Origin of the sequence: Chryseobacterium salivictor, assembly GCF_004359195.1 — a bacterium.
Classification (GTDB): Bacteria; Bacteroidota; Bacteroidia; order Flavobacteriales; family Weeksellaceae; genus Kaistella; species Kaistella salivictor.
In genome coordinates this window covers 892,672-915,133 of record NZ_CP037954.1, presented here as the reverse complement: position 1 = coordinate 915,133, position 22,462 = coordinate 892,672, and the positions used below count along the sequence as shown (strand labels likewise).

General features: G+C 37.9%; 23 protein-coding genes. 9 read left to right on the top strand and 14 right to left on the bottom strand.

Going from position 1 to position 22,462, the window contains the following annotated elements; translation table 11 throughout:
- Nucleotides 1–159 precede the first annotated feature (159 nt).
- On the bottom strand, nt 160–651 hold the full coding sequence (locus NBC122_RS04210) for a YkgJ family cysteine cluster protein (RefSeq protein WP_133439181.1): 492 nt from the start codon (nt 649–651) through the stop codon (nt 160–162).
- A 5-nt stretch (nt 652–656) separates the two neighbouring features.
- Nucleotides 657–1,625: an ion channel gene (locus tag NBC122_RS04205; protein WP_133439180.1), complete on the bottom strand. Its 969-nt coding sequence runs from the start codon at nt 1,623–1,625 to the stop codon at nt 657–659.
- Between the two features lie 212 nt (nt 1,626–1,837).
- On the opposite strand from NBC122_RS04205, the gene NBC122_RS04200 reads away from it, so the two are divergent.
- On the top strand, nt 1,838–2,221 hold the full coding sequence (locus NBC122_RS04200) for a group III truncated hemoglobin (RefSeq protein ID WP_133439179.1): 384 nt from the start codon (nt 1,838–1,840) through the stop codon (nt 2,219–2,221).
- Here NBC122_RS04200 and NBC122_RS04195 read toward each other — a convergent pair whose 3' ends face one another.
- The 6 genes from NBC122_RS04195 to NBC122_RS04170 all read right to left on the bottom strand — a co-directional run bounded on the left by NBC122_RS04195 (nt 2,222) and on the right by NBC122_RS04170 (nt 7,258).
- Nucleotides 2,222–3,298, bottom strand: coding sequence for a calcium:proton antiporter (locus tag NBC122_RS04195; RefSeq protein WP_133439178.1), 1,077 nt, complete (start codon nt 3,296–3,298; stop codon nt 2,222–2,224).
- A gap of 140 nt (nt 3,299–3,438) precedes the next feature.
- Nucleotides 3,439–3,774 carry a DUF6122 family protein gene (locus tag NBC122_RS04190; protein ID WP_133439177.1) on the bottom strand — a complete coding sequence of 112 codons (336 nt, stop codon included), beginning with the start codon at nt 3,772–3,774 and terminating at the stop codon, nt 3,439–3,441.
- Nucleotides 3,774–4,484 carry a DNA alkylation repair protein gene (locus NBC122_RS04185; protein WP_133439176.1) on the bottom strand — a complete coding sequence of 237 codons (711 nt, stop codon included), beginning with the start codon at nt 4,482–4,484 and terminating at the stop codon, nt 3,774–3,776. The genes NBC122_RS04190 and NBC122_RS04185 overlap by 1 nt, the downstream gene beginning before the upstream one ends.
- Nucleotide 4,485: 1 nt before the next feature.
- Nucleotides 4,486–5,406: a glutaminase gene (locus tag NBC122_RS04180; protein ID WP_133439175.1), complete on the bottom strand. Its 921-nt coding sequence runs from the start codon at nt 5,404–5,406 to the stop codon at nt 4,486–4,488.
- A gap of 98 nt (nt 5,407–5,504) precedes the next feature.
- Nucleotides 5,505–6,725: a GTPase HflX gene (hflX, locus tag NBC122_RS04175; RefSeq protein WP_133439174.1), complete on the bottom strand. Its 1,221-nt coding sequence runs from the start codon at nt 6,723–6,725 to the stop codon at nt 5,505–5,507.
- 101 nt (nt 6,726–6,826) lie between these two features.
- The gene (locus NBC122_RS04170) at nt 6,827–7,258 is read right to left on the bottom strand and encodes an META domain-containing protein (protein WP_133439173.1); all 432 of its coding nucleotides are present in this window, start codon (nt 7,256–7,258) and stop codon (nt 6,827–6,829) included.
- A gap of 71 nt (nt 7,259–7,329) precedes the next feature.
- Between NBC122_RS04170 and NBC122_RS04165 the strand changes: the two genes are divergently transcribed.
- Both NBC122_RS04165 and NBC122_RS04160 read left to right on the top strand, forming a co-directional pair.
- Nucleotides 7,330–7,803, top strand: coding sequence for a YdeI/OmpD-associated family protein (locus tag NBC122_RS04165; protein WP_133439172.1), 474 nt, complete (start codon nt 7,330–7,332; stop codon nt 7,801–7,803).
- A gap of 11 nt (nt 7,804–7,814) precedes the next feature.
- Nucleotides 7,815–8,318, top strand: a complete 504-nt coding sequence (locus NBC122_RS04160) for a GNAT family N-acetyltransferase (RefSeq protein WP_133439171.1) — start codon at nt 7,815–7,817, stop codon at nt 8,316–8,318.
- Nucleotides 8,319–8,382: 64 nt separating this feature from the next.
- On the opposite strand, the gene hemE is transcribed toward NBC122_RS04160, so the two are convergent.
- The 4 genes from hemE to hemA are packed head-to-tail and all read right to left on the bottom strand — an operon-like array spanning nt 8,383 to nt 12,357.
- Nucleotides 8,383–9,411, bottom strand: coding sequence for a uroporphyrinogen decarboxylase (gene hemE, locus NBC122_RS04155; RefSeq protein WP_133439170.1), 1,029 nt, complete (start codon nt 9,409–9,411; stop codon nt 8,383–8,385).
- Between the two features lie 32 nt (nt 9,412–9,443).
- Nucleotides 9,444–10,133: a uroporphyrinogen-III synthase gene (locus tag NBC122_RS04150; RefSeq protein WP_133439169.1), complete on the bottom strand. Its 690-nt coding sequence runs from the start codon at nt 10,131–10,133 to the stop codon at nt 9,444–9,446.
- Nucleotides 10,134–10,181: 48 nt separating this feature from the next.
- Nucleotides 10,182–11,096 carry a hydroxymethylbilane synthase gene (hemC, locus tag NBC122_RS04145; protein WP_133439168.1) on the bottom strand — a complete coding sequence of 305 codons (915 nt, stop codon included), beginning with the start codon at nt 11,094–11,096 and terminating at the stop codon, nt 10,182–10,184.
- Nucleotides 11,083–12,357, bottom strand: coding sequence for a glutamyl-tRNA reductase (hemA, locus tag NBC122_RS04140; RefSeq protein WP_133439167.1), 1,275 nt, complete (start codon nt 12,355–12,357; stop codon nt 11,083–11,085). Before hemA ends, hemC begins: the two co-directional genes overlap by 14 nt.
- 249 nt (nt 12,358–12,606) lie before the next feature.
- On the opposite strand from hemA, the gene NBC122_RS04135 reads away from it, so the two are divergent.
- From NBC122_RS04135 to rodA, 5 genes are read left to right on the top strand one after another with little or no spacing between them, the layout of a single operon-like run.
- Nucleotides 12,607–13,632 carry a rod shape-determining protein gene (locus NBC122_RS04135; protein ID WP_133439166.1) on the top strand — a complete coding sequence of 342 codons (1,026 nt, stop codon included), beginning with the start codon at nt 12,607–12,609 and terminating at the stop codon, nt 13,630–13,632.
- Between the two features lie 28 nt (nt 13,633–13,660).
- Complete coding sequence (gene mreC / locus NBC122_RS04130) at nt 13,661–14,512, top strand: rod shape-determining protein MreC (RefSeq protein ID WP_133439165.1); 852 nt, start codon at nt 13,661–13,663, stop codon at nt 14,510–14,512.
- Nucleotides 14,509–15,015, top strand: a complete 507-nt coding sequence (locus NBC122_RS04125) for a rod shape-determining protein MreD (protein WP_133439164.1) — start codon at nt 14,509–14,511, stop codon at nt 15,013–15,015. Before mreC ends, NBC122_RS04125 begins: the two co-directional genes overlap by 4 nt.
- Nucleotides 15,012–17,027, top strand: a complete 2,016-nt coding sequence (locus NBC122_RS04120; protein WP_133439163.1) for a penicillin-binding transpeptidase domain-containing protein — start codon at nt 15,012–15,014, stop codon at nt 17,025–17,027. Before NBC122_RS04125 ends, NBC122_RS04120 begins: the two co-directional genes overlap by 4 nt.
- A complete protein-coding gene (gene rodA / locus NBC122_RS04115) occupies nt 17,024–18,253 on the top strand; it encodes a rod shape-determining protein RodA (protein WP_133439162.1) in 1,230 nt (409 codons plus the stop codon). Before NBC122_RS04120 ends, rodA begins: the two co-directional genes overlap by 4 nt.
- Nucleotides 18,254–18,969: 716 nt before the next feature.
- Here rodA and NBC122_RS04110 read toward each other — a convergent pair.
- Nucleotides 18,970–19,656, bottom strand: coding sequence for a C40 family peptidase (locus NBC122_RS04110; protein WP_133439161.1), 687 nt, complete (start codon nt 19,654–19,656; stop codon nt 18,970–18,972).
- A gap of 324 nt (nt 19,657–19,980) precedes the next feature.
- Entirely contained in the window at nt 19,981–22,179 is a 2,199-nt protein-coding gene (locus NBC122_RS04105) for a glutamine synthetase III family protein (RefSeq protein WP_133439160.1), read from the bottom strand.
- A 100-nt stretch (nt 22,180–22,279) separates the two neighbouring features.
- Here NBC122_RS04105 and NBC122_RS14655 point away from each other — a divergent pair, with 100 nt between their 5' ends.
- Nucleotides 22,280–22,414 carry a hypothetical protein gene (locus tag NBC122_RS14655; RefSeq protein WP_262709571.1) on the top strand — a complete coding sequence of 45 codons (135 nt, stop codon included), beginning with the start codon at nt 22,280–22,282 and terminating at the stop codon, nt 22,412–22,414.
- The last annotated feature ends 48 nt before the right edge of the window (nt 22,415–22,462 follow it).

The following is a 22,462-nucleotide window of genomic DNA, read 5'->3' as shown; positions in this document are numbered from 1 at the left end:
AAGTGAAAGGATAAAAAGCATTGATTTTTCAATGCTTTTTATTATTTTAATTAAGTGCTTTTTACAGCTGCACTCCATTATTTTATTCTATACTTTTTTTTCTGGATTTCTGCGCGATAATAATGTGCTTTTTTAAAGTTTAAGAGAATTTAATAACGATTATTTCTTTTCTAATTTTTCTTGTAACCGCTCTACAAATTCAAAAGCAGCGGGGCAAACGACGGTGTTCTGTATCGTTAAATTATTAATCTGATAGATTTTTTTGCGGTCGGTGTGTGGGAATTCCCGACAGGCTTTGGGACGGACGTCGTAGATAGAACACGTATTATCTTCATTTAAAAACCAACACGGAAGATTTTGTAAAACCTGATCGCCGTCTTCATCTGTTCTGAGGAATTTATCTTCGAAATCCGCAGTTTTCATTTTTAAATGTTTGGCGATTCTTTCAACGTCTTTTGGAGTGAAAAGGGGGCCTGTCGTTTTACAACAGTTTGCACATTGCAGGCAATCTATTTTTCCGAAAACCTCATCATGAGTTTCCTGTACGGTATAATCGAGATTTTTGGGTGGTTTTTTCTTCATCCAGTCCAGAAATTTTTTGTGTTCTTTCTGTTTTTGAATAGCCTGGGTTTTATAGAAATCTAAATTCATAATTACTAAATGGAATAGGGAGAATAAGGAGTGTAAGAATCGATTAAGTCCAGATTCAAGACTGTTGTTTTTTGTCGTTTGGATGGCGCGTACATCTTGTTGAATTTTTGAGCGAAGATAATTTCCTGATGGTGAGACGAATAAGAAGTCCGCTGCACTACGGTGTTACAAAATACTTCATCAAATGCACGAAGATGCACAAATACTTCAACATCCATCGTTTCAAAGTTTTCTTTGGTCAATTCAAAGAAGGGAGAATATTCATCGATCTTATGAACCACCGTCCAGTTTAGGGAAAGGATATTTATTTGACTGATGACCGTCTTTAAAGTAAAGAACTTGCTTTTTAATTCCCCGTGTTCATCTGTATCATCGATAGCGCAGGTGAGGATGACCTGAGCATCTGTTAAAAGATTATTTTTATAAGGTGCCATTCTGAACATTAAAGCGCTACTTCCCTCATAAGGAACAATTAATGCAATTTTACTGAATTTTAAAAACGCCTGAGGCCGGGAAAACCTTCCATAGAATAAACCGGTGGCAATGGCAAAACCCAGCAATCCTAAAAAAGCTTCGAAAGTAGCAACCATGCTTGCTAAAAATCCGACCGGCGCAATTCGACCGTATCCTACCGTGGTAAATGTTTGGGCACTGAAAAAGAAAACATCGGTAAATTCACTGAGAGGCGTACTTTCATCAATTCCGGTAAGGTGCTCGATACCAATGCTGTAATAAATCGTAGCAAAACACAGATTGGCCAGAATATATCCTGAAATCAGAAGGAGAATAAACTTCCAGGAAGGTAAATCCAGCATGGTATGGTACCAACTGTATTTCTGTAATGGGTTTGATAAACCTGCTCTTCTAACATTCGGCATTCCATTTTTATGTACGAATCTACCGCTGGCATTGGAACTGAAGCCAGTGTCGTCACGGGACTGTAAATGGGAAAACTTACTTTTTAGAGTTGCCATACTGCAAAATTAGTCGAAAATCGGGAAACTGAAGTTGATTTTGTTGCGAAATCTGCGGCCGTGATAGAAGCGGTTACCCCACAAGGAGGCGACGGAACGAAGTGGAGACGCCGACTGAGGAGTATGAGCGGATAGCACGAATTGTCCGCCCAAATCAGATACAGTGATTACAGTCATAAGATTTACCTGAAAATTTTGCCTAATTTTGGACTATGAAAAAATTGGAAACACGGCAGGATATTGAGGATTTGGTGAATCGTTTCTATGATAAAGTTCAAAATGACGATACGATAGGATTTTTCTTTAATGACGTGGCAAAAGTCGACTGGGCGCATCATTTACCCAAGATGTATTCTTTTTGGGAAACGCTTTTATTTGGACAGATTTCTTACAAAGGAAACCCCATGGCAGTGCATTTCCCCATCAATGCTGAAGTTCCCATGGAAAAATTTCATTTCGAGCATTGGATTACGTTATGGACTGCAACGGTCGAAGAAAATTTCTCCGGCGAAATGGCGGAATTGGCTGTTTACAAAGCAAAAAATATAGCAAACCTCATGGCTCACAAAATGGAAATTGCCCGAAAAACCAGATAATTAAGGTACAATTACCGTAAAAATATACGCTGCCAAATTGACCAAAAGTACGGTTCCGTACAAATGATTCGTTTTCCCCCGACTTAGCGACAGCATCACAATAAATACGGACAGCGCCAAGAGGATAATTGATTTCATGCCGAGTCCCAAAACAAAGGGAATGTCGTAAATAATACACACGACCGATACGGTAGGAATCGTTAAACCCACACTGGCCAGAGCCGAGCCTAAACTTAAATTAATGGAAGACTGAATTTGATTGTTCCGGGCAGCACGTATTGCGGCTAAACCCTCGGGAAGCAAAACGACAAATGCAATAATTACTCCCACCAATTCATGCGGTGCGCCAATACTTTCTACAAATTCTTCGATCACCGGCGAAAGTCCTTTGGCCATGAAAATAACGACTGCCAGACAGATAATCAATAAAAATAGACTGACTAAAGCTTTTGGAACTGATGGCGGATCTGCTTCGTGAGGAGTCTGATCTTCCTTTTCGACAACGAAATAATTGCGGTGCCGAACGTTTTGGAACATTAAAAACGTTCCGTAAATAGTAAGACAGGCAACGGAAACAAAAACCAACTGCGCATTACTGTAAAAAGGACCGTGTTTCGTTGAGGTATAGTTCGGTAAAATCAGTGTGAGCACCAAAATCGCCACCAAACTTACCAAATAAGTTGTTGCCGAATTAGCGATAAAAAACTGTTCTTTATACTTTCTGCTCCCCACCCAGATACAAATACCGAGAATACCATTGAGAATAATCATTACCGCTGCAAAAACGGTATCTCTGGCGTAAGTGAGCGCGCCTTCGCTACCGGAAAGCATGAAGGAAATAATTAATCCCACTTCTAAAATCGTGATGCAAATTGCGAGAATGACGGTTCCGTAAGGTTCACCTACTTTATGCGCTATAACTTCGGCATGATGCACTGCTGCCATCACACTTGAAAATAATAACAAAGCCCCTATAATATTGGTAAGAGGAGTGTTATTTAAGAAGCCCAAAAGATAGAAAGCAGCAGATAAAAGCGGTACAAGTACCGTCCAGTGAATAAACTTTTTTAATTTCATATTTCGATTTGTGATAATATAGAAAAATTAAATTTAAAATAAATAATAAAATTGAAAAAATTTTATGCTTATCCTTTTTATTTTTTCAAATTTCATATCGTAATTAGAGATATAGATAATGGAGTTCAACTTAGCCGAACTCAATTTTTCCACAGCCAATAATCCTGAAAATCGGTGAACATGTGAAAAAGCAAACCAATTGCGATGACTCTGTAATTCCCTTTAAGAAATAAACTTCCCAGAAAATACACAGCGATTGCCCAGTAAGAATGCAGCGGATGATAACCAATACTGTTTCTATTGGGATCGAAAAGGGGATCGGCGAAGACATGATCCAAATCGACAAGCATCGTTGCGAGCATCAGAAAATAGGCGTGTTTCCAATTATTTTTAAAGAAAATTTTTGCAATAAAAAGCGGCACAATAAAGTGCATCAAATAATGGATGATTTCTCTGATGTAAAAAACGTTTTCCATTATATCCTTCCTTTTAAATAATCCTGACGAAGATTTTCGTCCAGTTTTTCAATGGCATACCGAAGCGTTGTCCGTGGCATTTTTTGATAATGAAGTTGGAGGAAATCCAAAAGTTGCTCTTCATTTCTCCCGCCCATTTCCCGCAAAAGCCAGCCGTTCGCCTTGTGCATCAGGTCGTGTGGATGATTTAGATTTGTGATGACCAACTTCTTAAGCAGCTGAAAAGAATCTTTTTTCACGTGAAACATCGTTGAAACCACAGCGATTCTTTTGCTCCACAAATTATCTTCTTCAGACAAATTTATTAAAATTGAATCCTCTTGATTTTCAAAACAATATCGGCCTAAAATTTTGTAACAGGAAGTATCGACCAAATCCCAATTGTTGATATGCTCTTTATTTTTTAAATAAAAGTCGACGATTTCTTTTTTTTCTTTTGTATCCTTTGATTTTTCAAATTTAGAAACCAGCATTAATAATGAGCAGAGGCGGTGTTCATGAATTTCTGACGACAGCAGCTGTTCTAATTCATTTAATGAAATTCTGTTCCAATATTCTTTGGCAACTTTTCTTTGATCGGGCACGGTAACGCCGATAAATTGGTCTCCTTCTGCATATCCGCCTTTTCCGGCTTTGAAAAATCTGGGTAAAAACGCTTTCTTTTCGGGAATGGAAAGATCTTGTAGCGCGGATTTAATTTCTTCAATCATTTTAAAAAATACTTTCGCCGGTTAGGGTTGTAAATTCTTCCAGGAATTTCATGCCGCGGTACGAATTCCCTTTTTCATTGAGTTTCGGACTCCAGACGGTGATGCAATAATGCTGAGGATAAATTGCTATAATTCCTCCTCCAACGCCACTTTTCCCTGGCAATCCTACGAGAAAAGAAAACTCGCCTGACTCATCATAAAATCCACAAGTGAGCAAAATTGCATTAATTCTTTTGGCTTTACTCGAAGATAAAATCTGCATTCCGCCGGAAGGTTTCTTACCTTCATTTGCCAAATATAAAAAGCTTTTGCTCAGTTGTTTGCAAGTCATTTCTATCGAACAAAGATGGCAATAAAGTTCAATAACCGAATCCGGTTTATTTTTAATATTTCCAAAAGATTTCATGAAATTACACATCGCTGCATTTCTGAAACTGTTCTGCATCTCGCTCGAAGCTACTTTTTCATTAAAGAAAATTTCTTCATCTTCTGTGAGATTTCGAATAAAAGAAAGTAGTTCTTCTTTTGGATTGTTGCAAATTTCCAGTAATATATCGCAAATAACCAAAGCGCCCGCATTGATAAAAGGATTTCGGGGGATTCCGTTATCTGCTTCCAACTGAATCAAAGAATTAAATGCACTTCCTGAAGGTTCTACATCTACTCTTTCCCAAAGTTTTTCTTCCAGTTTTTCATAAACAAAAGACAATGCAAAAACTTTGGAAATACTCTGTATGGAAAATTTTTCTTCAGAATCACCGCAGCCAAAACTGTTGTGTTTTAAATCGGTAAAGTTGACGCCAAATTTATTTTCATCGATGCATGCGAGTTCAGGAATATAGTCTGGGACTTTACCATGATTTTCTTTGGCAATAATATCCGCATACACTTTTGAAGTAATTTTCTGATAATCTAATTTCATTCAATAAAAATAGGACTATTTACATTTTAAGTTTTAAAAAAATGCTTAAAACAAATTAAGCATTTTTAAAGAAACGAACTCTCACGCTCTTTTAGATTTTAGTCTTCCAATTCCATGTCATCATCATGATATTCAAACAGGAAATCATTATAAGGGAATCTGGCGGTATGAATTTTCAGAACCTCGTCGTAAATTAACTTTTTCATTTCCGGGAAGTTCTCTTTGTTCAGCGCAGAAATAAATACGGTTGGATACTGAGATTTCGACATCCAGGTTTTCATCCACTCATCAAGAGAAATATTTTTTCGGGTTTCCGGAGTCAGATCGTCTTCGTCTTTTTTCTCGTAAGCAAAAGCATCTATTTTATTAAAAACCATGATCATCGGCTTTTGATGCGCATTGATTTCCATTAAAGTTTGGTTGACGGAATTGATGTGATCTTCAAAACTTTCGTGGGAAATATCAACCACATGAATCAATAAATCGGCTTCACGGACTTCATCCAAAGTTGATTTAAAACTCTCTACCAATTGGGTTGGAAGTTTTCTGATAAACCCTACAGTATCCGTTAATAAGAAAGGTAAATTCCCAATGACCACTTTTCGTACAGTTGTATCTAAAGTTGCAAACAGCTTATTTTCCGCAAAAACGTCAGATTTAGAAATCGCGTTCATCAGCGTAGATTTCCCGACATTGGTATAGCCAACCAGCGCTACACGAACCATTTTGCCACGGTTTTGTCTTTGCGTTGCCATCTGTTTGTCGATGGTTTTCAGTTTTTCTTTTAATAATGATATTCTGTCGCGGATAATCCTTCTGTCGGTTTCAATTTCTGTTTCACCGGGACCGCGCATTCCGATTCCCCCTTTCTGTCTTTCAAGGTGAGTCCACATTCTGGTCAGTCGCGGGAGTAAATACTGATACTGAGCAAGTTCCACCTGAGTTCTTGCATAAGATGTTTGCGCTCTCTGAGCAAAAATATCGAGAATCAAATTGGTTCGGTCGAGAATTTTCACTTCCATTTCTCTTTCGAGATTTTTCAGTTGTGAAGGCGAAAGTTCGTCATCGAAAATCACCGTTCCGATTCCGTGTTCTTTTACGTATTCTTTTATTTCCTGCGCTTTTCCGCTTCCAATAAAAGTTTTGGAATCTGCTTGTGTTAATTTCTGAACGAATCTTTTGTCAATAGTCGCTCCTGCTGTCAAAGCCAGAAACTCCAGCTCATCCATATATTCTACGAGCTTTTCTTCACTTTGATTTTGTGTAACTAAGCCGACTAAAACGGCTTTTTCGTATAAATGTTCTTTTTTTTCTAGCATAAATTTCCTTTCGGCATTTGTACAAAGATAATACTTTGAGTTAACCATTAAAAAATCTCAGCTCAAATTAGCAGAGATTTTTTAGAAATATTTTATAATTCTTAATCCCAGTCAGTAGCGACAAATTTCATTTTCTTTCCCGCAGCATTGGTTAAAGTAAGGTAATGCCCGTTAACTTTATAGTTCGTCATTCTCGGAAGTTCTCTTCCAAAGGCAGATTCCAACTCCATCGCTTTATCACAAAACATCATCGTACTCCCAATTTCTGAAAATTTCACCGTCCCGTTTGCATTGAAATTTGCGGAACCAAACATATTGTTGCAACCCATATTTGCGGAGAAACGTCCCGGCTCTTTTTGATCAGTTAAATTAAGATGCGCTTTGCTGCTCACCATGAAATCTTTGCTGAAGTCCTGAAATTCCACCAACATCCAGTTTCTTTTTATATTTTCGGAAAAGTTGGTTTGAGCGGTACAATTTGCGAGGAATAAAAGGACGAAAATGGCGATGAATCCTGATACTGTTTTTTTCATTTTAAAATTTTCTTTATTTAATCCATATCTGTGCCATCAATTTTTATAAATTTGAATCTAATTTTTTAAAAATGACAGATATTATTTTGTTTAAAGGTCCTGTTTTACAAAGCGGAGAAATCAATGCGGCGTATGTTGAATTCCCTTTCCCGACCGAAGAATGCTTTGGCAAAAAAGGGTTAGTGAAAATAAAAGCGCTGTTTGATGAGAAAGTTGAATATCGCGGCAGTTTAGTAAAGATGAAAAGCGAGGGTCATATTTTGGGCTTAACTCAGGAAGTCCGGAAACAACTTGGGAAATCTTTCGGTGATGAAGTTTCGGTCAGAATTTGGGAAGACAAAGAGGAAAGAATCGTGATTGTTCCGGAAGATGTTCAAATGGTTTTTAATGAAAATGTAAAGGCTAAAGAATTGTTTGACGCTATGAGTTATACGCACCGAAAAGAATATATCCGCTGGATCGTAGAAGCGAAAAAACCGGAAACCCGCGAAAAAAGAAAAATTAAAATGATAGAAATGATTCTTGACGGAAAAAAAGGAATTTAAAAAAAACAGAAATGACAGAAACAGAAAGATTGTTGCTAAAGCCAATGTCAACAGACGATTCCGAATTTATTTTCGAACTGTATAACTCACCGAACTTTATAAAATTTATTGGAGACCGGAATATTAAATCCGTTAAAGATGCTGAAAATTACATCATCGCTAAATTTCTTCCTCAGGCCGAAAGATTAGGATACGGGAATTATCTTATCATGTTGAAATCTACAGGTCAGAAAATTGGCAGCGTCGGGATTTTTGAAAGAGAAGGTTTGGAAGTTCACGATATCGGTTTTTCATTTTTACCCGAATTTGAAGGAAAAGGATACGGTTTTGAAGCTGCGCGTCAGTTACTGGAAACTGCCTTTTCAGAATTTGGTTTAAAAAAGATTTCTGCCATTACTTCAAAAGAAAATATCGCCTCTCAAAAACTCATTGAAAAGCTGGGATTTCAATACCAATCTACTGTTCGCCTTCCTGATGATGAGGTAGAATTGCTGTATTACGAACTTGATAAATAATAAAGCCACGAATTCACAAATAAAAAATTCGTGCATTCGTGGCAAATATTTTTAAACTAAACTTCTAGTTTGGTTTCCAGTCCACAACTGCTCTGATGAATGCTTCTGCATTTTCCAGAGGAATATTCGGTAAAATCCCGTGACCGAGATTCGCGATATAACGGTCTTTTCCGAAACGGTTAATCATTTCGGTGACCATTTTTGTGATCGTTTCCGGTGACGAATGCAATCTTGTAGGATCGAAATTTCCCTGCAAAGTCATGGTGTGATTGGTCAGCGTTCGTGCCAGTTCCGGAGTAATTGTCCAGTCAACGCCCAACGCAGAAACTTTAGATAAAGTCATTTCTTCTAAAGCAAACCAGCATCCTTTGCCAAAAACAACCACGTGAGTTAACGGACTTAACGCTTCTACAATCTGGTTGATATACGGCCAGGAGAAAATCTGATAATCTTCCGGGGACAAGGCACCGCCCCAGGAATCAAAAACCTGAACAGCCGAAACACCTTTCTCTACTTTTCTTTTCAGATAAGCAATCGTAGTATCTGTAATTTTCTGTAATAATAAATGGGCGGCTTCAGGATTTCTGAAACAGAAACTCTTTGCAACATCCCATGCTTTGGAGCCTTTTCCTTCGATACAATAGCATAAAATCGTCCATGGCGAACCGGCAAAACCGATTAATGGAATATTATTATCCAATTTATGCAAAGTCAGTTCGATGGCATCAAAAACATATCCCAGAGTTTCATCAACATCAGGAACAATAACATTCTGCACATCTTCTAAAGTACGGATCGGCTTTTCAAGCCAAGGTCCAATTCCGTCCCGCATCTCGAAATTCATTCCCATTGCCTGAGGAACAACCAAGATATCTGAGAACAAAATCGCCGCATCCAATGGATATCTGCGAATCGGCATCATGGTAATTTCTGAAGCCAGTTCCGGCGTGCGACATCTGGTGAAGAAATCATATTCATCACGCATTGCACGGAATTCGGGTAAAAACCTTCCCGCCTGTCTCATCATCCAAACCGGAGGCCGCTCAACGGTTTCTCCTCTTAATGCCTTTAAATATAAATCGTTTTTAATCATAATCTTTAAATAAAATCAGAAACCGACGTTTCTTAACAGGAGCTTATCTTTTCTCCTTCTTTTTTAATTAATTTAAGCAAAGCATTCAGGTCATTGTCTTTGCCTGTAAATATTTTTTGGGTGGTATATTTTTTAACTTCTGCACCAGTAGTTTCACCAATTGCATAGATTTGCTGAAAGTCTAAACTGTTGTTTTTAATGAAACTCCGCACGCCACTTGGCGAGAAAAAAGCAATGGCATCATGACTTCCTTCATATTTAGGATACAGCAATTCTGTTTCGTACACGACTACTTTTTTATAGGCGATATTTTGCAGGGGTAATTTTTCCTGAAGAATATCCAAGGCTAAATTTCCGCAGAAATGAATGAATTTTTCTTTGGAGCAATTTTCAATAATAAAGTCTGAAAGTTCTTTTGCGTTTTTTTTCGTTTTAAATACGCCAAAACCATATTTCCGCAAGTGCATTTTGGTTTTCCTGCCGACGCAGTAAATTTTGTTATAATTTTTTGCGGCGAAATTTTCATGAGGTTTAAAACCATTTTTAAAAAATGATTCTACTCCATTTACACTGGTGAAAATCAGCGAATTATTCCCGAGAGGGAATGGCGCAAGGTGAAGAAGTTTGATTTTAATCACCTCTAAAAAATGACTTGAAAAATGGTTTCCAAGGATATCGGAAACTTCTTTTTCATCGAGCATTTTTGTAAACAGAATATTCATTACAAATAAATTATCAATAATTCCTATTATATAATACTGTTGCAGATTTTATTGAAGGTGCAGTTTAATCTCCTGCATCAATTCTCTTCCGCCGTCTTTTAAAATGATATGAGCTAATTTTTCTCCAAAATTTTCCTGATCATTCCAGGTGAAAATTTCATCGATTTCCATGCATTTTTTACCGTCTAATGAACACAGTCTGCCGACAAATCTCACTTCATCTTTGTCATTGATTTCTGCAAAAGCACCAATTGGTGCGGTACAACCTCCTTCCAGAGTTCGTAAGAAATTCCTTTCAATGTCGATACAAATCTGAGTTTCCCGATGGTTTACTTTTTCGAATAATTCTTTGATTTCATGATCATCAGCTCTTGCGGTTACAGCAACCACACCTTGTGCCGGCGCAGAAATCATCATTGGAAGAAACTCATAATCTACTGCTAAATTCATTCTTTCAATTGCTGCTAATGAAAACAAAGTCGCATCGAAATCCTGATCTTCTAATTTCTGGAGACGGGTCTGTACATTTCCGCGGATATCACAAAACTCGGTTTCCGGAAAATATTTTGCCCAGAACGCGCGGCGTCTTAAACTGCTGGTGGCAATTTTCAACTCATGCAGTTCTTTATTTTTGGAAGTCGATTTTCTTACCAGAACATCTTGTGGAAAATCGCGTTTCAATACAGCGACAATCTCTATATTATGAGGAAGCTGAGTCGGAATATCTTTCAGAGAGTGCACGGCAATGTCCACTTCATTATTTAATAAAGCAATATCCAAATCTTTAGTAAAAACTCCGGTGATCCCCATTGCATAAAGAGGTTCGGTAAGGTTTTTATCTCCGGTCGAAACAATCGGAGTGATATCGGTTTTGTAATTGTTATTTTGCAGATTTCTGGCAACTTCTCTTGCTTGCCACAATGCGAGCGGCGAGTTTCTTGTGCCTATTTTAATGCTTCTCATTGAACTCTTTATTTGGTTGTTCTACTAAAATCTCGTGCATTAATTTACTGATTTCATCGGCCTTCCAGGGATTATCGATGATGTATTTTGCGAAACGGTTGGTGATTTTCTGAATCATTTTTTCTGAAAGCTGCATATCATCTACCTCCACATAATGATGTTTTTTGTGAATTTTATGCATTTCATTCCGCTCCATATTCTTCAACATGGCTTTGAAATGATGGATGTTGGGCGCCAGTTTTCTTTTCTTTTCCCACTCCAGAAAATCCTTAGACATTTCTTTGATGATTTCTTCCGCTTTTGGAATTTCTTTTTGACGCTGAACCATGGTTTCATTAATATGAAGGGACAGCTGATCGATATCGACTAAACTTACATTTTCGTTCTCTGTAACATTTTTCTCCACATTGTTTGGGATCGAAAGGTCGATAATCAAAGTTTCTTTGCCATTGGGGAAATGCGATTTATTAATAATCGGATGCTGTGCTCCGGTGGCGACAATCAAAATGTCTGTTTTGGTCAACTCGTCCTGTAGCTGGTCGAATTCGATATGGGGGATTTTGTATTTCTCGGCAATTTTTTCTGCTTTTTCTGCAGTTCTGTTTGCAATTTTCACATTGGGTTTATAAACATGCTTTACCAGATTTTCCACGGTGTTCTGCCCAATTTCTCCCACCCCGAGAAGCAGAATGTTCTTATCGGAAATTTGGATTTGATTTTTCAGGATATAATGAACTGCAGCATAGGAAACGGAGGCTGCTCCATTAGAAATTCCTGTTTCGTTCTTAATTCTTTTGGAAATCTGGATGGCAGAATTGATCGATCTCTCTAGAAAAGGATTGGAATTTTTCTTTTCTTTTTTAAACCGGTGATAGGCATTTTTGATTTGCCCAATGATTTCGAAATCACCAATAATCTGGCTCTCTAAACCTGCTGCTACCCGAAATAGATGATTAAGGGCTTCTTCCCGTTTCAGAATATTTACATATTTCATAAAATCGGTGATGCTTACGCCTACGATTTTACAGTACAATTCTGCAATCAGAAGATAATTTTGAGTGGTCGTATAAATTTCGGTTCTGTTGCAAGTAGAAACCACAAAAGCATCTCCCAAATTCAAATCATGAATTTGGTTGACGAAATATTTTACATGCTCATCAAAGAAAGCAAATTTGCCCCGTATTTCTGCATCAGCTTTTTCGAAACTGACGCTGAGAACGGCAAAATTAGCAGTCTGGTGAATGTTATTATCCTTAGTCATAGAGCAATCGCAAATTTAAGGTTTTAAATTGAATTGGTGAAGGATATCAGATATGAAGATTATCACTAAAATCTATATCCCGATTCTTGAGACTATTTTTTTTCAGAAATGAAATATTATGGTAATTAAAAAGTTATCTATATAAAATACAGAAATTTTAATAAAATTTTAACCAAAATTAGGGGCGATCTAATTTTTAGAACGGTTCTAAATCTATATCTTTGTACACTTTAAAAATTTAGCATAAAAATGGGGTTATTTGATATGTTCACGCAAGACATTGCGATTGATTTAGGAACTGCGAACACACTAATTATACACAATAATAAAATTGTAGTAGATCAACCATCGATTGTTGCAATCGAGCGTTCGACAGGAAAACCAATTGCAGTTGGGGAGAAAGCAAAACACATGCAGGGGAAAACGCATGAAGACATCAAAACCATCAGGCCTTTGAAAGATGGCGTAATCGCTGATTTCCATGCTTCTGAGCACATGATCAAAGAATTCATCAAACAAATTCCCGGTATCAAAGGAAAACTTTTTCAGCCGACTTTAAAGATCGTAATCTGTATTCCGTCCGGAATTACCGAGGTAGAAAAACGGGCGGTAAGAGATTCTGCCCAGAAAGTAAATGCGAAAGAAGTCCGTTTGATCTATGAACCAATGGCCGCAGCAATCGGTGTAGGAATCGATGTGCAGAAACCAGAAGGGAATATGATCATCGACATAGGTGGTGGTACGACCGAAATCGCTGTTGTGGCTCTTGGAGGGATCGTTTGTGATAAATCTGTGAAAATTGCCGGAGATGTATTTACCAATGATATCGCCTATTATTTAAGAACGCATCACAATTTATATATTGGTGAAAGAACTGCCGAAAGAATAAAAATCGAAGTGGGTTCTGCCGTTGAAGATCTTGATGTTGATATTGAAGATATTCCGGTTCAAGGCCGTGATTTAATTACCGGTAAGCCAAAAGAAATCATGGTGAACTACAAAGAAATCGCGCGGGCTCTGGACAAATCGATTGTTAGAATTGAGGATGCCGTAATGGAAACCCTTTCACTGACTCCGCCGGAATTGGCCGCTGATATCTACAAAACCGGAATTTATCTTGCCGGAGGTGGTGCTTTGTTAAGAGGCCTTGCAGACAGACTTCATAAGAAAACCGGCTTGCCTGTTTTTGTTGCCGAAGATCCGTTAAGAGCTGTAGTTCGGGGAACCGGAATCGCCTTGAAAAACATGGATAAATTCAACTTCTTAATTAAGTAATTAATCGTTTTTTCACGAAACTAAACAGATGGGATTTTTGCTGAGATTATTTTCGAAGAACGGTTTATTCGTCTTCTTTATATTTCTGCAACTCATAGCTGTGGTATTGATTTTCAGTAGAAACTCAATGCAACAGTCGTGGATTGCAGGGCAATCTGCTGCCTTTAATTCCTGGGTTTCTGGATATATCGATGAAGGGGCTTCTTACCTGAAACTGAAACAAACCAATGATCAGCTGATTGCACAAAATAAAAGTTTAATGATGCAGCTTTACGGCAAAGATGCAGCAACTAATCCTGAATTCCGTAAAGTGCACGACACCGTCGGAGGTGGACAAATTTATACTTTTGTCGATGGCGAAATCGTATTTAACAGCATCAACCGAAAAGACAATTACTTTACCATTAACCGCGGAAAAAGAGATGGAGTGATGCCCAAAATGGGTGTTATGGCGCCCGGGGGAATTGCCGGAATTGTCATTAATACTACTGATTCCTTTTCTTTGGTACAATCGATTTTAAGTTTGAATAAAATTAAAATCAATGCGTCGCTCAAAAAATCTGGTTATTTCGGAACACTCACCTGGCGGGGAGATGATTCCAGAATTATGCATCTGTCGGATATACCAAAATATGTTCCGCTTCAGGTTGGCGATACGATTGTAACGGACGGTAAATCTGCTATTTTCCCGCAAGGTATTATGGTTGGTAAAATTGCCGGTTATGAAGTAGATAGTAAAACAGGCTTCTGGGATATCTCGGTGGAACTGAGTGAAAAAATGGGAAAGCTCAACAAAATATACGTAGTTAAAAACCTGAAAAAAGCAGAAGTCCGTAAAATTGAAGATACTTTGCAAGCGACAATAAAAAGAGAGAAATGATAAGTAGAACGCTTTTTACAGATATTTTGATTATTGTTTTGCTCATCGCATTACAAATTTTTGTGCTTAACCGTATCACCCTTTTTGGAAAATATACGCCTGTTATATATCCGGTGTTCGTTATGTTTTATCCTTTCTTTCGAAATAAATACCAGTTTTTGCTGTTGAGTTTTATTTTGGGATTAGGAATTGATGCCTTTTTGTACACTTGGGGAATCAATGCGTTTGCGACAACGGTCATTGCTTATTTTAGAACCCTTATTTTCAGAACTTCTACGGATACTTCTACAGATTTCTTCTCTTTCCACTCTTTGCAGTGGTCTCAGTTTTTTCTTTTTGTCTTTATGAGTATCTTTATTCATCAGGCACTTGTTCAATATATTGAAATCTTTAAATTCAGTAGATTTTTCGATATCTTCCTTAATGTTTTGGCAACGAGTGGGATTTCATTTATCTTTATCATTATTTATGCTTTAGCATTTAAAATCAAACAAAAAGTCTGAAACCGCAATTTTTAAAAATCTCCGTTGTTTTATCTTTAATTGCTATAATTTTTATAGCAAGGCTTGCTTATTTGCAGTTATTCACAGACCGATATGCGCTGAACGCTGCTAATACTTCGATAAAAACCGAATACATTATTCCCCAGCGTGGCGTCATATTTGATCGGAACGGAAAAATACTGGTAGGAAATCAGCCGGCTTATGAAATCTCTTTTACGGCGGCATTATTAAAACCGGACTTCGATACCATCGATTTTTGTAATTTGGTGAGAATCAGCAAAGCTGATTTCATCAAAAATATCAATGCTATTAAGAAGGAAAAATATTTTTCGAAATTAACGCCGATGACTTTTATGAAAAATCTAAGTCGTGAGGAAATTGCAAGAATACAGGAAATCATTTTCAAATATCCGGCATTCAGTATCGTGTCAAGGCCTCAGCGGCAATATGAAGTTTCTACGTCCGGAAACCTTTTGGGGTACACGAATGAAGTCAATGAAAGAGAGCTGAAAAAAGATTCTGTGTATTATCTTCCGGGAGATTTCATCGGGAAAACGGGAATTGAAAAATCTTATGAGAATGAACTTCGTGGCGTAAAGGGCATTCAGTATATCCAAAAAGATATCCGTTTGCGGAATATCGGTTCTTATAAAAATGGAGCCTTAGACAAAGAGGTCATTACAGGTAAAGACATCAAGCTGACGATTGATTACGATTTGCAACGTATGGCAGAAGAAATGCTCGTCAATAAGCAAGGTGCAATTGTGGCAATTGATCCCAGCAACGGCGAGATTTTGGTGCTGGCCACGGGTCCGGATATTGATCCGAATCTTTTTTCGGGTTCTGAAAAAACAAAAAACCTGTACCGTTTACAAATGGATACGGTTTATAATAACCGGCCCACCTTTGACAGGTCTCTTCAGGCAGCTTATCCGCCGGGATCTACTTTTAAATTGCTTACTGCTGCCGCTGCTATGCAAATGGGAGTGATGGATGAAAATACGGTTTTTCCGTGTGGAGGCGGGTTTAATTATAGGGGTTTACGCGTGAAAGGTCATGGTGGAGCTGATCCATTAATCCCGGCTATTCAGGTCTCAAGTAACTGTTATTTTTCGTATGCTTTTATTGCCATTATGAATAAATATCCAGGCGATCCAACGAGGGGAGTGAATGAGTGGAAAAAAATAATGAGCAGTTTCGGTGTCGGGGAATTCCTTAATAATGACTTGGCGGTAGGTTCTAAAGGAAGAATTCCGACCGGTGAATTTTACCAGAAAAGAAGTGGTGGCAAAAAAGACTGGAGTTCGGCCTACACCATGAATGGTTCTATTTTTAATGGTATGGGACAGGGTGATGTTTTGTTAACTCCACTGCAAATGGCGAATTCTGTGGCGGCAATTGTTAATCGCGGCTGGTATTTTACGCCCCATATTGTAAAGGCAATTGACGGAAAACCCAATCCGGATCCAAGATTTAAAGTAAAACATAAAACATTGGTAGATCCGAAATATTTCGATCCGATTATGAAAGGAATGGAAGCCGTGGTGCTGCACGGAACAGCCAGAAGTTTAAAATCCAATGATTTTACGATGCTGGCGAAAACAGGAACCGCACAGGTTCCTCAGGGAAAAGACAATTCAATATTTGTTTTGGCAGCTCCTGCAGATCATCCTAAAATTGTAATTGCTGCTGTTATGGAGCATGCTGGCTTCGGCGGAACATGGGCAGGTCCTGCAGCTGCAGTCATAGCAGAGAAGTATTTAACCGGAGATTTAAAACGGGAACACCTTTATAAAAAATTAGTGAATGCGAGTTTTATGCCCGAGTACAAAAGACAGTGGGATGTAGAGCTTAAAAGAAAAGGGCTTTATAAAGAACCGAATAAAGATTCCGTAAATCTGAAAAAAGTTGAGGATCGCCTGAGAATCACCAAAGATACTGAACAGAAAAAACAACTGCTTTATAAGAGGGATTCTATTGTACAGAAATTAAAAAACAGCGCAAAAAGATGAAGTGGGCACAGGGTATTGATAAATTAGGACTTTCTCTTTATTTTCTGCTGTGCGGTTTTGCTGTAGCAAATATTTACAGTGTGGAACCTGCGAGCGGAACAAGACAAGCTGTTTGGCTTGGAGTGTCTGTTTTTGTGGGGCTCATAATATTTACGACGAGAGCAAAGTTCTTCGAGAATATGTCTGGCATCATCTATATCGGCGGTATTCTTTTGCTCATTGGTCTATTCCCTTTTGGGACAGAAATTTTGGGACAGAAAAACTGGTACAAATTTGGCGCGTTGAGTTTGCAGCCTGTGGAGTTTTCAAAAATAGGTACTGCTTTAATGTTGGCCAACTATGTCTCCGGTCCTGATTTTAATTTAAAATATAAGAAATCCCTCTGGACTTCTTTAGCAATTATAGGAGTTCCGGCTGTGGTGGTTCTGGCAATCCCAGATGTGGGTTCCTTATTGGTTTTCACCGCTTTTTTCATCGCCTTATTTCGGGAAGGAATGTCGGGATGGGTTTTCGGTGTGGGACTGATTTTCGCTGCTGTTTTTCTGGTCGCGCTTGCCATTGATCCTATTTATGTGGTGGCCGCCATAGTTGTAATAACCGCCATTGTTCTCTTTTTAAATTCTTATAAAATTCATTGGAATGTATTGTCCGTAGCGGCAATCATTGGTGGCGTCGGAATTCTTTGTGGATTAGCATACGGAGCTCCCTCTATTTTAGAGAAAATGCCCAAACACCAAAGAGAAAGGATAGAAGTTTTATACAAAGGTGAAAGAGCTTTTCGGGATACGTCCGGATATAATTTACTTTATTCGAAAACTGCGATTGGTTCAGGCGGATTTTTCGGTAAAGGTTACCGTGAAGGTTCTGTAACGCAAGGGAAATTTGTTCCAGAGCAAAGCACAGATTATATTTTCTGTACCGTTGGCGAAGAGTGGGGCTTTTTTGGCAGCGCAATGCTTGTGATCGTTTATTCTGTGTTTATAGGAAGAATTTATTATCTGTCAGAGAAGCAGAAATCTACCTTTAACCGGGTTTTTGGTTATTGTTTCGCTTCTATACTGCTGATGCACTTTTCGATCAATCTGGGAATGGTGATGGGGCTTTTCCCAACGGTGGGGATTCCGCTGCCGTTTTTCAGTTATGGTGGGAGCTCTTTGCTGGCATTTTCGATGTTGACCTTTATTTTCTTTAAACTAAATTACACGGACCGAAACAGTTTGGTTTAATTGCAATTTGCAAAATTAAAGAGGTTTCTATTGCCTTTAGAAAAGGTTTAAATTTATTTTAAATTCCTGATTGATTTTTATTTTATTGCAGAAAGAAAAGACCGCTGGGGAAATATAAAATTTTCTATTCATATGACCTTTTTTAAATATTAAGATTTTAAAGAGCAGAAGAATAGTATTAAATCTGAGCAGCCGCTTAAAATCAGCCAGATACTATATCTATTTTTCTATAATTAAATATTTATTAAAAGCCTGAACTGTATATTTCTGTTATTGTTTGGAAATGAACGGTTTTGAAATTGATCGAGAACATTTTTCTTTTAATGTATATCTGTCTTAAAATCACAAATAAAATTTTTTAATCTCGTCGAAGATTTTATTTATAATATGCTTTTTCTGGTTTTTTTAAAGACCCAAAGACTTTACACTTAGAAAATAGCAGAAAAAATCTTTACTATTACTAATTACAGATACGCATTTCATTTTTTTTGCTGACGGTTGTTGCTAAAAAAATTCCCGTTCAGAAATCATTTGAATATGAGTCCCACCAGTTATTCTAGCCCCGATGGGAGCGCTATCCCATGAATTCGTGACAGCAATGGAGGATACAGCGGACTGCGGGTTGGGATGGGTAAGAAGCGACACCTCCGTTGCTCCTAAGAAATAAGAAAACCACCCTAAAAAGGTGGTTTTCTTAAAAAATCAATTATCTATTTTTAATTATTTGCGATGTTGCTGTTGAAATCGTCTTGTGATAATATTCTTTTGGCAAATCTGAATTTGGGTCCCCAATAAGAATCATCGAGCGAAGAAATCATTACTCCTTTGGACGTTGCGGCGTGAATGAATTTGACTGTGCCATTTTCTGTTACATTTTCCACGATTCCTACATGTGAAATTCTACCTCTACCATGTGAAAAGAATACCAAGTCTCCTTTCTGAAGGTTGCTTTTTTCTACTTTCTCTCCTTCCTGTGCTTGGGAGGCTGCTACTCTAGGCAAGCTCATGCCTGCAGTTGCACCGAAAACCGATAGAACGAAAGCGGAACAGTCAATTCCTTTTCTGGTCATCCCACCGTATCGATACGGAGTTCCTAAATAGGTTTCTGCTTCAGTTAGGATATCATCTATCTTTTGTGAGAACCGAACTGCTTTTGCAATTTCTTCGTTCTTCACAATAGCTTCTAAGTTTTTAGATGCTACCAATTGCTCATCCTTAAAGCTGCTTAATAATTGTTCTTTTGCTAGTGCCAGTTTCTTATTGTCTATCGCTGCTAGTTTGGCATTCGATTTGTATTCATTAGCGTAAGTCGTTGGTGTAGAAACTACATAATTGGTTACGCAAGACTGCATTGATAATGTAGTGAACACAGCAGCACAATAAAACAAAACTCTTTTCTTCATATATATTTGATTACCTGTGTTAAAACTTATTATTTGTTTTTTAAAGCATTACAAAAGTAAGTAATCGGGTAAAACCGAGGGTGAAAACACCCTACGTTGTCACCTGTTTTAACACATTTTAACATTATTTTTCCTAATGTTAAAAGAATATTCTTCGCAATCCCTTTATTTAAGGGGTTGCGTTTTTATTTATATTATGATTCATTAACATTTATGTGTTTAATCTATTGACTTTATTGTATTGCTCTATCGAATGGAAAAGGCGGTTTTGTAAACAGCAAAAAGCCCTATAAATAGGGCTTTGGAGTCAATTTAGCTATTGTTTTATCTTGTAAATAAAAGTTCTCTGTATTTGGTCAGTGGCCATAATTCGTCGTCAACCATCATTTCAAGCTCATCAGAAGAGTTTCTGATTTTAGCAAAAAATGGGATGACTTCCTCACAAAAAGACTCGGCCATTTCCCGGGAATTGCTTTTTGATTTTGCGTTTTCAATTGCTTCAAGTAGATTTTCAACCTCTACTTTAATGATGCTTACATGCCCTGAAATGTCTCTGATCAGGCTCATCTGTTCTTTAGCCAAAGTTTGATACTCGGTATCTCCGAAAATTTCTTTTAGTCCTTTCACATTTTCAATGAGGCGGTTCTGATATTTAAGGGCGCAGGGAATAATGTGGTTTCTTGCAATATCAGCGATTACTCTTGCTTCAATAGCGATTACTGTTGAGTATTTCTCTAATTTAATTTCATTTCTCGCTTCCATTTCACGGTGAGTGTAAATGCCAAGCTCCTCAAATAATGCAATAAATTTCGGATCCAACTCTCTGCTCAGTGCCTCTGGAGTTGTTTTCAAATTATTCAGTCCTCTTTTGGCGGCTTCGATGGCCCATTCTTCGGAATAACCGTCGCCTTCAAACATGATATTCTTAGAATCTTTTATGTATTCTCTTAATACGTTAAAAATTGCTTCGTCTTTTTTCAAGCCACTTTCCACCAAAGCATCGACTTCTATTTTAAAAGTTTTAAACTGTTTGGCGGCAATAGCGTTCATCACGGTCATCACTTCAGCGCAATTCGCAGAGGATCCAACCGCTCTGATTTCAAATTTGTTGCCGGTAAAGGCAAATGGGGAAGTTCTGTTTCTGTCGGTGTTGTCTAATAAAATATTTGGAATTTTACCCACCACATTTAATTTAAGGTCTGTTTTTTCTTCAGGAGATAATTTCCCGTCTTTTACTTTTTCAAGTTCTTCCAGAACGCCAAATAACTGCGAACCGATAAAGGTAGAAATAATAGCAGGCGGCGCTTCATTGGCACCTAAACGGTGATCGTTACCTGCGGAAGCAATGCTCACTCTTAATAAATCTGCGTAATCATGAACTGCTTTCAGCGTATTGACGAAGAAGGTTAAAAATTGTAGGTTTTTTTTAGGGTTTTTTCCTGGGCTTAAAAGATTTTCACCGGTATCGGTGGCCAAACTCCAGTTGTTGTGTTTTCCGCTTCCATTCACTCCTGCGAATGGTTTTTCGTGGAATAAAATATGGAAATGATGTTTGTGTGCAACTCTTGCCATTAAATCCATCAATAATGAATTGTGGTCCACGGCGACATTTACTTCTTCAAACATCGGAGCTAATTCAAACTGATTCGGGGCAACTTCGTTATGACGCGTCGTTACAGGAATTCCCAGTTGAATTGATTTGATTTCCAGCTCTTTCATGAAGTTCATTACCCGCGTAGGAATCGAGCCAAAATAGTGATCGTCTAACTGTTGGCCTTTTGCGGGAGAATGCCCCAAAAGGGTTTTTCCGGTAATGACCAAATCCGGTCTTGATTGATACAATGCAGAATCAACCAGGAAATATTCCTGCTCCCAACCTAAAGTAGGAATCACCTTGGTTACATTTTTGTCAAAATAAGAACGGCAAATATCTGTCGCAGCTTCATCTACGGCATGTAATGCTCTAAGCAAAGGCGCTTTGTAATCTAAAGTCTCGCCGGTGTAGGAAATGAAAATGGAAGGAATACATAAAGTTGTTCCCATGATGAACGCGGGCGAAGTTGGATCCCAAGCTGTATAACCACGCGCTTCAAAAGTGTTTCTAATTCCGCCGTTTGGAAAAGAGGAGGCGTCCGGTTCCTGCTGAATCAACATTCCCCCGGAAAACCGGTCAATGGCGCGGTCACTTTCGAATGGAGTAAAAAAGGAGTCGTGCTTTTCTGCGGTAGATCCAGTCAAAGGTTGAAACCAATGAGTGTAGTGGGTAGCTCCTTTGCTTATCGACCAGTCTTTCATGGCCACTGCGATTTGATCTGCGACGTCCCTTTGGATTTTCAGTCCGCTTTTAATGGCGTTCTGAATGGACATAAATGCTTCTTTGGTTAAATATTCTCTCATCGTTTCTTCTGAGAAAACGTTTTCACAAAAAAGGGAAGATAATTTTGCAGGAACTTCCACTGCATTTTCTTTTCTATAATCTTTCTGAGAAAGTAATTCTAATGCTTTAAATCTTAAATTTGACATTTGGTGTGTTTTTGATGGGGTAAAATTACAAAAAATAGATAAACAAAATAGATTTGCCTATAAATTTTATGGGGTCATTTGTGAAATATAAGTTTTAATATTGAATCCATTCTTTTTTAACTATAATGAATACGATGATTTATTGAAAAAAGTCAGCGGAAAATGTTTTGCAGATAATTACAGTCTGGCCCGGTCGGATGAAAAAGATAAAGAGCAGAATGAATCTTATCATTAACAAATGATTAAGAATGAACAGAATCCATTGGGGAGCGTAAAAAATTAG

Excerpts from the sequence above, each read along its gene's own strand:
- NBC122_RS04165 (WP_133439172.1), top strand. The coding sequence starts at position 7,330 with ATGACAGATATTATTTTGTTTAAAGGTCCTGTTTTACAAAGCGGAGAA.
- NBC122_RS04110 (WP_133439161.1), bottom strand. The coding sequence starts at position 19,656 with ATGAAGAAAAGAGTTTTGTTTTATTGTGCTGCTGTGTTCACTACATTA.
- hemA (WP_133439167.1), bottom strand. The coding sequence starts at position 12,357 with ATGACTAAGGATAATAACATTCACCAGACTGCTAATTTTGCCGTTCTC.
- NBC122_RS04190 (WP_133439177.1), bottom strand. The coding sequence starts at position 3,774 with ATGGAAAACGTTTTTTACATCAGAGAAATCATCCATTATTTGATGCAC.
- NBC122_RS04135 (WP_133439166.1), top strand. The coding sequence starts at position 12,607 with ATGGGGTTATTTGATATGTTCACGCAAGACATTGCGATTGATTTAGGA.
- hemE (WP_133439170.1), bottom strand. The coding sequence starts at position 9,411 with ATGATTAAAAACGATTTATATTTAAAGGCATTAAGAGGAGAAACCGTT.
- NBC122_RS04170 (WP_133439173.1), bottom strand. The coding sequence starts at position 7,258 with ATGAAAAAAACAGTATCAGGATTCATCGCCATTTTCGTCCTTTTATTC.
- hflX (WP_133439174.1), bottom strand. The coding sequence starts at position 6,725 with ATGCTAGAAAAAAAAGAACATTTATACGAAAAAGCCGTTTTAGTCGGC.
- NBC122_RS04210 (WP_133439181.1), bottom strand. The coding sequence starts at position 651 with ATGAATTTAGATTTCTATAAAACCCAGGCTATTCAAAAACAGAAAGAA.
- NBC122_RS04125 (WP_133439164.1), top strand. The coding sequence starts at position 14,509 with ATGATAAGTAGAACGCTTTTTACAGATATTTTGATTATTGTTTTGCTC.
- NBC122_RS04160 (WP_133439171.1), top strand. The coding sequence starts at position 7,815 with ATGACAGAAACAGAAAGATTGTTGCTAAAGCCAATGTCAACAGACGAT.
- NBC122_RS04185 (WP_133439176.1), bottom strand. The coding sequence starts at position 4,484 with ATGATTGAAGAAATTAAATCCGCGCTACAAGATCTTTCCATTCCCGAA.
- hemC (WP_133439168.1), bottom strand. The coding sequence starts at position 11,096 with ATGAGAAGCATTAAAATAGGCACAAGAAACTCGCCGCTCGCATTGTGG.
- NBC122_RS04195 (WP_133439178.1), bottom strand. The coding sequence starts at position 3,298 with ATGAAATTAAAAAAGTTTATTCACTGGACGGTACTTGTACCGCTTTTA.
- mreC (WP_133439165.1), top strand. The coding sequence starts at position 13,661 with ATGGGATTTTTGCTGAGATTATTTTCGAAGAACGGTTTATTCGTCTTC.
- NBC122_RS04200 (WP_133439179.1), top strand. The coding sequence starts at position 1,838 with ATGAAAAAATTGGAAACACGGCAGGATATTGAGGATTTGGTGAATCGT.
- NBC122_RS04180 (WP_133439175.1), bottom strand. The coding sequence starts at position 5,406 with ATGAAATTAGATTATCAGAAAATTACTTCAAAAGTGTATGCGGATATT.
- NBC122_RS04150 (WP_133439169.1), bottom strand. The coding sequence starts at position 10,133 with ATGAATATTCTGTTTACAAAAATGCTCGATGAAAAAGAAGTTTCCGAT.
- NBC122_RS04205 (WP_133439180.1), bottom strand. The coding sequence starts at position 1,625 with ATGGCAACTCTAAAAAGTAAGTTTTCCCATTTACAGTCCCGTGACGAC.
- NBC122_RS04105 (WP_133439160.1), bottom strand. The coding sequence starts at position 22,179 with ATGTCAAATTTAAGATTTAAAGCATTAGAATTACTTTCTCAGAAAGAT.
- rodA (WP_133439162.1), top strand. The coding sequence starts at position 17,024 with ATGAAGTGGGCACAGGGTATTGATAAATTAGGACTTTCTCTTTATTTT.